At 37.4% G+C, this 12,792-nt stretch carries 14 protein-coding genes; 7 read left to right on the top strand and 7 right to left on the bottom strand.

Going from position 1 to position 12,792, the window contains the following annotated elements; all coding sequences use genetic code 11:
- Positions 1 to 30: 30 nt before the first annotated feature.
- The 4 genes from AB1444_07360 to AB1444_07375 form a co-directional block, all read right to left on the bottom strand.
- Positions 31 to 1,644, bottom strand: coding sequence for an AMP-binding protein (locus tag AB1444_07360; GenBank protein ID MEW6526464.1), 1,614 nt, complete (start codon positions 1,642 to 1,644; stop codon positions 31 to 33).
- 15 nt (positions 1,645 to 1,659) lie between these two features.
- The gene (locus AB1444_07365) at positions 1,660 to 2,310 is read right to left on the bottom strand and encodes a DUF2148 domain-containing protein (protein MEW6526465.1); all 651 of its coding nucleotides are present in this window, start codon (positions 2,308 to 2,310) and stop codon (positions 1,660 to 1,662) included.
- A gap of 173 nt (positions 2,311 to 2,483) precedes the next feature.
- Positions 2,484 to 3,161 (bottom strand): DUF2148 domain-containing protein, encoded by a 678-nt coding sequence (locus tag AB1444_07370; GenBank protein MEW6526466.1) that lies wholly within the window; start codon positions 3,159 to 3,161, stop codon positions 2,484 to 2,486.
- A 12-nt stretch (positions 3,162 to 3,173) separates the two neighbouring features.
- Positions 3,174 to 3,569 (bottom strand): hypothetical protein, encoded by a 396-nt coding sequence (locus AB1444_07375; GenBank protein ID MEW6526467.1) that lies wholly within the window; start codon positions 3,567 to 3,569, stop codon positions 3,174 to 3,176.
- A 333-nt stretch (positions 3,570 to 3,902) separates the two neighbouring features.
- Here AB1444_07375 and nikR point away from each other — a divergent pair, with 333 nt between their 5' ends.
- Together nikR and AB1444_07385 are read left to right on the top strand one after the other, a co-directional pair.
- Complete coding sequence (nikR, locus tag AB1444_07380) at positions 3,903 to 4,322, top strand: nickel-responsive transcriptional regulator NikR (protein ID MEW6526468.1); 420 nt, start codon at positions 3,903 to 3,905, stop codon at positions 4,320 to 4,322.
- Positions 4,323 to 4,430: 108 nt separating this feature from the next.
- Positions 4,431 to 5,324, top strand: a complete 894-nt coding sequence (locus AB1444_07385; GenBank protein MEW6526469.1) for a LysM peptidoglycan-binding domain-containing M23 family metallopeptidase — start codon at positions 4,431 to 4,433, stop codon at positions 5,322 to 5,324.
- A gap of 12 nt (positions 5,325 to 5,336) precedes the next feature.
- Here the strand turns inward: AB1444_07385 and AB1444_07390 are convergent, their stop codons facing one another.
- From AB1444_07390 to AB1444_07400, 3 genes are read right to left on the bottom strand one after another with little or no spacing between them, the layout of a single operon-like run.
- Positions 5,337 to 5,540, bottom strand: coding sequence for a DUF6485 family protein (locus AB1444_07390; protein MEW6526470.1), 204 nt, complete (start codon positions 5,538 to 5,540; stop codon positions 5,337 to 5,339).
- Positions 5,541 to 5,544: 4 nt separating this feature from the next.
- Positions 5,545 to 6,093 carry a flavin reductase family protein gene (locus AB1444_07395; GenBank protein MEW6526471.1) on the bottom strand — a complete coding sequence of 183 codons (549 nt, stop codon included), beginning with the start codon at positions 6,091 to 6,093 and terminating at the stop codon, positions 5,545 to 5,547.
- Positions 6,090 to 7,010, bottom strand: a complete 921-nt coding sequence (locus AB1444_07400; protein MEW6526472.1) for a M28 family peptidase — start codon at positions 7,008 to 7,010, stop codon at positions 6,090 to 6,092. Before AB1444_07400 ends, AB1444_07395 begins: the two co-directional genes overlap by 4 nt.
- A 719-nt stretch (positions 7,011 to 7,729) precedes the next feature.
- Between AB1444_07400 and AB1444_07405 the strand changes: the two genes are divergently transcribed.
- The 5 genes from AB1444_07405 to AB1444_07425 all read left to right on the top strand — a co-directional run bounded on the left by AB1444_07405 (position 7,730) and on the right by AB1444_07425 (position 12,755).
- Positions 7,730 to 8,593, top strand: a complete 864-nt coding sequence (locus AB1444_07405) for a hypothetical protein (GenBank protein MEW6526473.1) — start codon at positions 7,730 to 7,732, stop codon at positions 8,591 to 8,593.
- Between the two features lie 5 nt (positions 8,594 to 8,598).
- Positions 8,599 to 9,774 (top strand): galactokinase, encoded by a 1,176-nt coding sequence (gene galK, locus AB1444_07410; GenBank protein MEW6526474.1) that lies wholly within the window; start codon positions 8,599 to 8,601, stop codon positions 9,772 to 9,774.
- A gap of 87 nt (positions 9,775 to 9,861) precedes the next feature.
- Positions 9,862 to 10,575 (top strand): FadR/GntR family transcriptional regulator, encoded by a 714-nt coding sequence (locus AB1444_07415; protein MEW6526475.1) that lies wholly within the window; start codon positions 9,862 to 9,864, stop codon positions 10,573 to 10,575.
- Between the two features lie 4 nt (positions 10,576 to 10,579).
- Positions 10,580 to 12,208: a glycerol-3-phosphate dehydrogenase/oxidase gene (locus AB1444_07420; protein ID MEW6526476.1), complete on the top strand. Its 1,629-nt coding sequence runs from the start codon at positions 10,580 to 10,582 to the stop codon at positions 12,206 to 12,208.
- A 67-nt stretch (positions 12,209 to 12,275) separates the two neighbouring features.
- Positions 12,276 to 12,755 carry a GNAT family N-acetyltransferase gene (locus AB1444_07425; GenBank protein MEW6526477.1) on the top strand — a complete coding sequence of 160 codons (480 nt, stop codon included), beginning with the start codon at positions 12,276 to 12,278 and terminating at the stop codon, positions 12,753 to 12,755.
- Positions 12,756 to 12,792 lie beyond the last annotated feature (37 nt).

Below are 12,792 nucleotides of genomic sequence, written 5' to 3' on the forward strand. Positions count from 1 at the left end.
ATTCAAAAAATATTTTTTAAAGTCCCCCTATTATTTATAATCCTCAAATGCATATATTGTCCCAACACCTTTTAAGAAATCTTCTTTAAGAACACGTGTTAAAGCTTTCTCGGTAATTGTTTTGGGAATTTCCGGAACAATCTGCAAATATGAAGGAATAAAATTTGCTTCCAGGTTTTTTTTCAGATAATCATAAAATAATTTTGGATCAATTGATTTCCCTTCAAAACAGGCAATAGCAGCTACAAGATCACTTTCGCCAGGGGCACCAGAAGCAGCAGGAACACCATACACCGACACTTCTGATACATCCGGGTGTTTACCAATGATAGTTTCAATATATTCTGGTTGGATGAAATCACCAGACCTTCTAAGCTCTGACCCTTTACGATAATCAAAATAATACCAGCCCTCTGAATCCCTATGTACCATATCACCGGTTCTGAGCCAACCGCCACGTGTCTTTTCTTTTGATTCTTCAGGTTTACCAAGATAATCAACTTTTGTTTCACCCTTCAATAATCTGCATATTAACTCCCCCGTCTGCCCCACTGGAACTTCATTGTCGTTTTCATCCACTATCTTAAATTCCATAACACCTGGTACAGGTTTGCCAAAAGAACCAATGGGCCCTTTCCCTATAGGTTTATACGCAAAGCCACCTTCAACTGACCCATACCATTCAAGTATTTTAACATTGAATCGTTTTTCAAATGCTTCCCAAATTGATGCAGGAGTGCCGGCACTAATGACCACTTTGACAGGGTTATCGGCATCATCCGGTTTTTCCGGCTCATTGTATATTCCTGCCATCATTCCACCTAAAAGTGAAAATGATGTACACCCATACTTTCTACATATATCCCATATTCTGCTTTTGGTGAATCGCGGGCTGAATACTGCAGTTATTCCCATAGAAAGTGCTGGAAATAGAGTGACTGCCTGTGCATTTCCATGCGTCAGTGATAATCCATTATATAGGATATCATCCTTCTGGTAGCGCCACACAATACTATTTAAGATATTAAACAATCCAGTTCTATTATTTCTGATTGCCACCCCTTTTGGATCGCCAGTAGTCCCCGAGGTGTATATAATCTGCATTGGGTGACGAACATCCATTATCATCTGATCAACTGTATCCCAGGTATTCTTTTCAATTGTTTCATTCAATGCATGGTATTTATCAAGAACTGGTACAGCATGTCCTTTTTTATATAGCACACTGATTAATTTTATAGCCGGTAGATTAGGCAATACCTCTTCCAGACTGCTTAGCAGTTCATCTTCAACTATCACTGCTTTCGCATTACAATTGTGTAAAAGGAACCGTAGTTTATCACCCCTGCTTCGCGGATCAATTGGCACCATGATGGCTCCTATCGTAGTTCCTGCTAGCAGAGCATAGACAAATTCAGGATAATTTTTCATAAAGACAGCAAATGTATCCCCCTTATCTATTCCATTATTAAGGAATAGCCGTGCTATTTTATTTGAATTTTCATAAAGGTCTTTATACGTACAGCGCTCATCTCCCATCTCACCCTGTTCAAAAATATAAACCAGAGTATCAGGATTTTCATCTGCTTTAATTTCAACCAGGTGTGAAGCTATAACTGGATTAAGATGTGCTTTTGTTGCCATACTCCCCTCCATATTTTATTCTTCGATAGCTCCTATAAATCCTCTTGTGAAAGTTGGGAATTCCTTTGCAAAAATTTCATCCCAGTGTTCTTTTGTCCAATACTGATGTCGATCAAAGAAAGGATCAGCTTTTGCAGCACTCACTGCAACTGACGTTGCAATATCAATACCTTCAAGCTTATTGAGGGCAAAAGCAGCAAATGCTATTGTACTGAACACCCTACAATGTAAGCCCAAACGCCATGCCATTGATGCAGCAGCACCAGCAGCTATATTAATATTTATATTTTTAAACTGGCAGCTTGGTCCACGTGCGGTTAATGCTTCAACTTCCTCCGCTTTATTCAGTTCAGCACAGGTTCTGTATCCACAGGCTCCGCAATTATAATTAAAATCCGATTTTCGTTTATCACCAATTAAAAGCACTGCACATGGCTCTTTTACCAGTTCCATTAGAAACCTTCCATCCCGTGCAGCCAACGGCGACATGTCCCCTAAGGAATAGCAAAACTCAGCTATATCCTTTAAATCATCAATAGAAAGGCTTACCATTTTTATGGTATTGCGCTTGCCAAATCTAAACGAATTATAGGCAGCTAAGGCCATAAGCTCAACTGCCCTATTTAATCCATTCTGTATAAGCTCATTCATATCTATTGCTGGCATAAAAAACCTCCATAAACTATTTGTTATATATTATGAAAACCTCTAAAAACTGCTTTCTTCCAAAATTATTTATATAATAGAAAGCAGTTTTATCCTATATAGTGTGCCTAAAAGGAAACATCCGAAAAAATAGTTTTTTAGAAGTTCCCTTATAATGAAGCCGTGATGCACTATTAACTGTAAATAGACCTGAACTGAGGCCATAATCGCTTGATGATCCTGTCATTCATAGTTTTTTCATTTATTTCATCATACCGCAATGGGATATCCCTGAATGGGCTCTTTTCTGTTACTGATATCCCAACAGCCAAACAAAAGCCAGTATTCTTTGGCACTATACCCATACGCATAGCTGCTGCACCTGCTGACCAGAAGACTCCATAATCAATACCTAAATTGCGAGCCAGTGACACTATACCATCAATAGCATAAGCAATATTATTAGCTCTGAATATACATAACGGGCCCTTGTAAGCAATACCCGGATCATCAGGTAATTTTTCACTTTCTTTCAAATATTCACAGGTGAGCTTTCCACACATATTGCAGTTAGTATCTGCAGGGTCTGTATAACATCGTAGCGATGTAATAATTAGCACTGCATCAGCATCTCTAAGCATCATGGCATCACGGTTAAAAAAAGCCCAGCGTTCATTTTCTTTTGCCATCTTTTCGATTGCCTGGCATAAATCCTCAATTTTACATTCATCATCAATTATGTGAACAGTACATTCCCCCACACCTCCTACACGTGGTGTTGTGGTTGCACTTGCCAGTAACAAGTGTGCTGCTATCTTAACGGCTGCTTTTCTATCTTCCTCAAATTGCTTCATGCTTCGTTCAATACTCATCTGCACCCTCCTCTACACCAGCCCATGTTTTTTAGCAATTTCAGGATATGCCGCATATGCAGGTTTCAGAAGTGGAAGGAGTTTAATGACTTTGGGCATGGGTCCTTTTGCCTTTATTAACCCTTTGGCCAATGCAACAGGCATCGTTAATTCCTGCAGCCAGAATTTGTGGCATGAATCACCTGAAAGTGTCATTTCGATCGTTGGCTTTAACTGTGTCGAGCCACATATAACCTTGCCCCCATCTTCATTTGATATCCATATCTGACCAGCAGGATCATGAATATCAAACTTTATAATAATGTCTGATTCTAAAAATTTTTCTCTGGCTGTTGTATCACCTAATAAAGCATTAAACAGCTCACCCAATACTTCATACATTTTTTCAGTATTTGAAAAAACTGGCATGGCTAACCTCCATTTAAGTTATTGTTAATTTTATATCTGAGCGCTGAATGCAAGCATCTATGTGGAAAGTCTAATTAGATTATATCGTTTGTTTAATTTTTACAACTAATTAAGTTTCTTGGCAATCACCTCCTTACAAAAATAAAATTATTATAGTTGGTTGATTGTACAACCAACACCAATTTTGTCAATTCAATTTTTCTTTATTCTTGAATCTACGACTTATCAAACTTGTTATCTATTGTAACTTGATAATAATTATAAAAATTACTTGCATATTGCAAAATGCCACAGCATTATTGATTTATACTATACAACATATGAGGTCAGAGCATGAATAATGTAATACGTTTTGGCGTATCAATAGATGAAAAACTGTTGGACAGGTTTGATGCCTTGATTAATGAAAAGGGATACGTAAACCGTTCTGAAGCCATACGCGATCTTATTCGAGATATGCTGGTGAAAGAAGAAATCACTGACCCAAATGCGGAAGTCATAGGGACACTGACTCTTGTATACAGCCATGATGTTCGCGAGATAGCTGATAAACTGAATGACCTTCAGCATGATAATTACAAATACATAATTTCATCAGTCCATGTACATTTGGATGAACATAACTGCCTGGAAGTTCTGCTATTACGTGGCACATCATCACAGGTTAAAAAGATAGCTGATAATTTATTGGCCATAAAAAACGTACGCCATGGAAAATTAACTATCACCACCACTGTTGATTATCATGAATAAAAAAAATTAATTACTCAACTATCCAGCCAAATCTTCCGATAATCTGATAAGGGTTTTTATATCCTTTCTGGTAAATGTGCGTTTAAACGGAACATAAGGAGATGTTCCATGGTTTCATGGATGAGTGCCAATGACATACGTTTTATCATAATTTTATTAATATTCCATATGGGATGTGTTCCTCCTGCATATCGTCATACACAGGATATTAACAAAAAAAACAGCACACAAAAAATATACCAGCAGTTCAATTATAACGAAGACGATAATACCCCCATTATCCCTGACGAGAATACATATTACATTAAAAACGAATCCTATACAACACAACCAGTGTACTATGAAACAGCTCAGGTTGAAAGCAATCCTGTCTATCAAAATAGTCAATCAAACGAAAATAATAATAGTAGAAAATCGCTAGCAAAAGGCAAATGGCATAGTATTAAAAAAGGAGAAACACTATACCGACTTTCCAAACAGTACAATACTACTGTTGAGGCAATCTGTGATGCAAACAATATTAAAGATTTCACCACAATAAAGGTTGGACAAAAAATTTTTATTCCTTCTCATGTTTCAGGTAATAATTCTCAAACAAAGAAATCTTCTGCAGATCAAATACCAACAAAAAAATTTGACAGTAGCTTTTCTTTTATCTGGCCAGTACCATCTGTTATTACATACACTCGCGATCAGGGTGGAGTCCACCCCATAGGCATTATTATAACCAGCAGGCCAAAAAGCAAAGTTGTTGCAAGTGCTGAAGGCACTATAGCAAAAATTGGGACTATGCGAGGATTTGGAAACTTTGTGGTCATCATGCATAAAAAGGACTTTTATACCATCTATTCTAAGCTGGATGCAATTACTGTAAAGGAAGGCCAGTCCGTTATACGGGGCACAACAATTGGATTTTTAAGCGATAGCAACCCGTCACTACACTTTCAGATAAACCACTCTGGCAAGCCATTAGATCCTTTGCACTATCTATCTCAGAAATAGATTATACTTTGATTATACTTTTCCGGCTTGAACCAACCGTGCAAAGTGCTCAAATGACCTGTCGTAGGTTCTTTCAGCATCTTTGGGGAAAGCACATCCAGGAAGCTGCCGCTTCTTCAGATGATATGCAATACAATCACAACATAACCCCTTTCGTGAACAGGGATCATAACTGCAGGTACACAGTGAAAGATTTCGTTCTTTTTTACATTCCATGGCATTATTTTTCCTGTGATTTTAATATTCCAAAATGAGTACCACCCAGGTGATGAATTAATTGTACTTTGTTAATATCAATAACTCCATCCGGGGTAAAAAGATGTTTCTGTGCCATAGCACCAACAACATTACCAACCACAATGGTATGGTCCCCTGCTTCAATCATTGAATATAACTCACATTCAATGTGGGCAACACAATCCTCAATGTAAAACCCATGTATTTTAGAACACGGCACAGCAGTTAAATTTGCTTCTTTACATTTGTCAACTTTCCTGCCCGAATAGGTGCCACAAAAGACAACAGCATCTAGCAGTTTAAATTCAGGGATATTTATGCAAAAACATCTGGATTCCTTAATTAGTTCAAGGCTATAGCGCTTATTTGCCAGGGCACATGATAATAGCTTTGGTTGACTTGAAACCGGCATATGCCATGCAACAGTGGTTACCGTTTTCTTTTCCTGTGATTGAGCAGATACTAAAATAACATTACCTGCATTAACCAGTCGATGTGCATCCTGAATTGGAATAGTAATAAAATCACTCATTCAAGGATATCCCTTTCATTTGCTATTGTTTTTATTGCCATAAATGTATTAAATATAGCTTCTGCCAGAAATTTAAAATTTATAGTCGCGTAGGTATCTCCTTCCGTGTGATAATTTTTATTTCTATAAAAAGCGGTATCAGTAATCATTATAGCTGGAAAACTATACTTATTGAATGAATAATGATCGGATAGATTAATACCAGGTATTGAAGCAGGGCCTATCATATCAAATATTTTATTTTTTGCAAACCTGTTATACTCCCGTTTCCATTTATAGGCATAGGGAGCATAACTTGGCAACGCAACAACAGCCAGAAAATTGCCATACGGAGGATACTCTTTTTGCATACTGCTCAACGGATAATCCTGATGCATCCTGTTACCAGCGTAGCCAATCATCTCCAGGCAAATCATCAAATCAATATGTTCGTCTCTTTCCTTGCAACCCTTTGCATGTACCATACTACCCATATAGGGTCCTGAGAAAAAAGGAGGTTCTTCTAACGTAAATGCTACAAAACGCAATTTTTTTCTGAAACTGTAATGCGATAGTAACCTGTGAAGTTCCAATAATCCAGCTATCGCTGAACCATTATCATCTGCACCGGGAGTATCTTCAATAGTATCATAATGCGCCCCGATAATGATGATTTCATCATTATCCTCAAAACCCGGAATTTCAGCAATGACGTTGCCAACTTCCATGCCATTCACAAGGTATTTTTCTTCATATACCCTGTCATTATATTTCTTTAAATAATCATGAATATACTGCCGTGTACGATCTAAATTATCATATCTCCTTAATGTGCGTTCACCAATCTCTTCTGCTAAAAAATGTAAAATATCCCTGGAATTTTCCTGTATCTCTTTTACATCATTATGTGTTGCATCTATTAATGATAATAACCACATCCCACGACCTCTTGATATATCTATCTATAGTAGCAATTAAAACCTGCTATTCATTTATTAGATGAGTAATACAAAATTACAAGATATTAATGCAAGCAAATTCAAAAAAAATTTTATACTATATACAATTATACAGCCTGAACAAAATTCAGTGAGTTTATATGTTTTAGTAACTAAAAATTATTTATCGATTTCACTAATTATTCCTAAATGTGGAAATTTGAATAAAATATAAAATAGTGTACACCAGGGTTGTCTCAAAAGACATCTTCTGCAATGACTTTTGCCATACTGTCATTGCGAGGAACGAAGTGACGAAGCAATCTTGTCTTCTGCGGCATTGAGATTGCTTTGCTTCGACAAGCTCAGCACTGGCGCTACGCTCGCAATGACTTTGCACCCGCGTCATTGAGAACTCCACGGATTGTTTTGGGATACCCCCTGTACACTATTTTCATTATGAAATTTTTTAAGGAATTATTGCTGTATCGATTTATACACTTTATATTAATATTAGTAAAGCAAATAAATGTGCAGTATTTTTTTGGGGTTTAAACTTTTTTTTATTTTATTAAAATATTAATTGACTAAAAATTAATTTATTATAGTATGTTTATCAATTAATTTCATAGCAATAGTTGCTCACACAGTGCATTCAAATATCATATACTTTTGCCAGTTACTATATCGTAAAATTTTCAATGGGGTTAAAGAAAACAATGAAACATTCAGCTGATGTGACATCACATCGGTTCAGATCAACAATTAATAATCTGGCACTGTATGCACTTGAACATGAGCTCACCAATGACCTGATTGCTCGCGAAATTGAAAAACGGTTTGCAACGAAAAAAACAGGCAAAAAAGATAAAATTATGAAAGATGTTCTTCAATCATGTTATAGACTAGTGTGGGATTCAACCCTACCATTTGAAAACTCAATTATTATAAAAGAAGTAAAGGACGAATACACACAAACAATAGAAGCCACAACCGCAATTACACTGGCTCAATGCATCATCCAGACAATAAAGCGTTTTGACATATATCCTGAAAAAAATAAACCATTACCACAAAATTTTTACTCTTTATGCGTGGATAAGCTTTTAGAGGGACCATTATCCCAGTATGATCCTGATTTACTTGTTATTTACTGCAAGCAAACAGTTATCATGCTAAAGACAGCAGGAATTATTAATGAACATTCAGTTGATACAGTGAACGTAGTAGATCTATACCGCAGGCTATTTTCAGCATTCTGGAATAAATGTAATTGGAAAAATCTGTTCCCTTCAGGTGGTTATATTTCAAATGATATTAAAAATAACCGGCAGCTTTTATTAGATATTCTTCTTTCTTCAAATAAACCTGTACAGTTAGATTCAATAGCCCATACATATTTTGAACTAACCGGCATTGCAAATCCTTATGACCTTTTTGCCATATCCCTTCTTGATTTTTCTGTTATTACATGGTTATCCTTTTTTGGCATTATTGAATACGTTCATACTGCTGCGGATATGCCCGTCACAATAGCTTTAACCAATACTGCATATCATCTTGTACATTTGATATCCCAGTAAACACTATGTCCTCAATCATCGATACCGTTATAGCCCATCATCAAGAACATTTCCCACATTCAACTGATTGTGCACTCTTTGCTTCTCCTGGCAGAATCAATATTATTGGTGAACACATTGACTACAATGGTGGGGCTGTTCTCCCGGCTGCTATCGACAAACACATATACATATGTGTTTCCCGAAATGATGATGGCATTATCCGCTTTGTATCTGCAAATCACAAAGAAACAGGTGAAGTAGCAATTAACAATCTCCATTCTCCACAAACTAAGACCCATGCAGCACATACGTGGTGGGTATATCCCTATGGCGCCTGTGCACTCAGTGATATTGAATTTGACTATGGTCTTGATTTTAGTTTTTACAGTACTCTCCCCGTAGGTGCTGGGATGTCAAGTTCAGCTTCTATCACGGTGGGAACGCTGTATGCACTCTATTCACTATACAACAAAAAAATAAAAAATACTGAAATTGCTTTGCAAGCTCAAAGGGTTGAATGGGATTTTGCAGGGGTTAAATGTGGCATTATGGACCAGATGGCAATTATTAATGGCAAGAAAGACAATGCAATACTGCTCAATACTCAAACTATGAATTATAACTTTATCCCTGTGGATACATCAGCTGTCAGGTTTGTCCTTGTCAACAGTGACGTTAAACACAGCTTGCGTGAATCAGGCTACAATGATAGGAGACAAGAATGTGAACGCGCTACCGCGATGTTAAAAAAAGCAGGTTTTGGCATACAATATCTGTGTGATTGTAGTATCGATGACCTTCCAACAATTCATAATATCCTATCTCCAACTGAATATAAGCGTGCATATCATGCTATTTCGGAACATCATCGCGTACATCAATTTGCAAGGGAAATCCAAAATTATAACTTAATGAAAGCGGGTGAATTGCTCTATAAATCTCATGAAAGCTTAAGTGTTTACTATGAAGTCAGCATCCCTCTTATAGATGAAATGGTAGAATGGGCATCTCAAATTGATGGAGTGTACGGCTCACGGCTTATGGGAGGGGGATTTGGTGGTTGTACTATCAGCATGGTGGCATTATACGCAGTAGAACATTTTACAAGAGCTATCGCCCAGAAATTTAAAAAGAAAGAAAATAGAACCCCTGAAATTTACGAATGCAGTATACAAGACGGAACCCACCGTATTGAATAAAAAAATTGTACAAATATTTTGATTTACAATAAACTAATGGTATACTATTAGTGGTTGAACCACTGAACCACTATAAAAGGTGGCGTTATGAAAAAAAATACGTTAGGAAAAATACAGAAAAACACCCTTCACCAGCAGATAGTTTCCCTGCTGGCAAAACGCATTATTAATCAGATGCAGCCTGGTGATAAACTGCCATCCGAACGCGATATTGCTGCTGATTTAGATGTCAACAGGGCAACTGTGCGTGAAGCATTGAAGAAACTGGAGACATTGGGGTTTATTGAAATTCGTCATGGTGAAGGCATCTTTATTAAAGATTACTTGACCAGCGGCAATCTGGAACTTTTCAAAATGCTGATATACCTTAATGATACTATTCCGCTTTCAATACTGCAAAACCTTCTTGAGATCCGAAGAATTATTGTACCCCAGATGGCAGCCAATGCTTCAGAAAACATCACCAAAGAAGAGGTACAGCAATTTGAAGCGATAGTAACCGGTCAGGATACTATCCTGGAAAAAGACTTAGCTGTTCATCAACTCATTGCTAAAGCAAGCAGGAATATGCTCTATATATTTATCTTAAATTTCTTCAACCAGATATTCAGGGATTTTGGCTATCTGTATTTTGAAAATCCTGATAACAAGAAACGCTCTGAAATATTTCACCGTGAACTTCTGGAAGCCTTTAAAACTAAAAACAGCAAAAAGGCATATACTATAACGCACAGAGTACTGGAATACACTGAAAAAAGAATTTATGCATACTATTCGCAAATCTATAACAATAAGGGGTAATGCTATGAAACGTTTTATTGAAGAAAATACTAAAGAACACTTTGATTGCATCATTGTAGGGGCAGGCATTACCGGTGCTGCTGTTGCCTATGAGGCTGCATCACGGGGCTTAAATGTTGCACTTCTTGAAAAAAACGATTTTGGATGGGCAACGTCTGCAGCAACATCAAAACTTATTCATGGGGGATTGCGATACCTGAATTATTTTGAATTTGGACTTGTTCGTGAATCGCTTCGTGAACGCAGGATACTTGAAAATATTGCGCCAAACCTTGTGTATCCTTTCCCATTCATGATACCCAATTATAACAGACTGGAAAACAACCGATGGGTTCTTAAAATTGGAATGATACTGTATGATATACTATCCTATGATAAAGGCTTTACCTGGGATAAATCAAAAAATATTCCCATGCACTTTACTTTAAGCAAAGAAAAAGCCCTGCAGGAAGAACCAAACATCAGACCTGAAGGTTTAACTGCTGCTACAGTATACTATGACTGCCAGAGTATATTTCCAGAACGCTTAACCTTAGCATTTATCAAATCTGCTGTACAGTATGGCGCTAAAGTTGCTAATTATGCTGAGGTTGTGAATTTTGTATACACCAATAATTTCATTACAGGTGTTATTGTTCATGACAGGCTTACTGGCAAGGAAGTAACCATCAAAGGCAATCTCATCATTAACTGCGGCGGACCATGGGCTGATATTATCCTGAAAAAAGCAGAAAATGGAAACACAAAGCATCAGATACGGCGATCAGAAGGGATTCACATAATCACAAAACCAATGGTAAATAAATATGCTGTTGGACTTATGCCACGGAAAGGAAGGCATTTTTTCCTTATTCCCTGGAGAGGGTACTCTCTCATTGGAACCACTGATAAAGAGTATATTGGCAACCCCGATGAGTACACCGTCACAAAACAGAGTATACAGGAACTGCTTGATGATGTAAACAGTGCTTTTGGTGATGGCAACCTCTCATTTAAAGACATTACATTTGCCTATGGCGGATTGCGACCATTGGTTGAAGATCAGGTAGAAGGCACATACCAGTCATCACGGCGATATGAAATTTACGATAATGCTGAAGAAGGTGTTAATGGCCTGATTACTGTTGAAGGTGGTAAATATACTACCAGCCGCAACCTTGCCGTTAACGTCATGAAGCTTGTAGAAAAGAAAATTCAGCGCAAACTTCCTCCTTCAGTTACCCATACACAATATTTAGCAGGATGCAAGATAACCGACCTTAATGCCTTTTTTAACAAGGTGTACACTTCATATTCTTCATTTAATAAAAACACCCTTACAGTCCTGGCAAAATATTACGGGTCAGAATTGGATGCATTAATGAACATAGCTACTTCAAACAAGAAGTACAGGGAGATAGTTACTCATGATGGGGAAATTCTTGCAGAAGTTATCTATGCAATCCGTCATGAGATGGCACGCACTCTATCCGATATCGTTTTCAGGCGAACAGGTATCTGTACTGCGGGAAATCCTGGCAATGATATACTCAAATTGGTTGCTGAAACCGCAGCAAAAGAACTTAAATGGGATGAAAAAGAATTAAAACGAGAGCTTAAAAGCGTACAACAGCGGCTTCAACTTCCCAAATAATTATTGCATACAATACCTATTGGTGCTATCTCTGGTAATACGTAAAAAATAATATGAGGTAGCACCAATGGTTGAGATACACCCGCTTAACGATTTTCCCAGTTATGCGCCAGTGCTGGCATACTGGTCATATAATCAATGGTACAGTAAAAGGGATATACCTTTCACTGCGCTGGTTCAGTCATATATAGAACGCGCCCGCAATACAACGGTACCCCTGGCATGGGTTGCCATTAATGATAAAAAGCTTCCCGTAGGCATGGCTTCACTAAAAAATAATGACCTGTGGTCCCGTACTGACCTCAATCCGTGGCTTGCATCACTGTATATTGTCCCCGAATACCGCTTCCAGGGAATTGGCGACAGGATAATTAGAGCAATAATCGCTAAAACAAAAGAATTGGGATACAAAACACTATACCTTTTTGAAGGACACAATGATACTGTCAATCTTATCCAGTATTATACCAAACGTGGATTTTCAATACTTGAAGAGGCTATTGATAACGATGGCAAACTGACCACAATTATGTATATTAATCTGTAATAAACTATTGACAGGTCCATGATAATGCAATACATAC

This window comes from Spirochaetota bacterium, from assembly GCA_040756435.1.
GTDB lineage: Bacteria > Spirochaetota > UBA4802 > UBA4802 > UB4802 > UBA4802.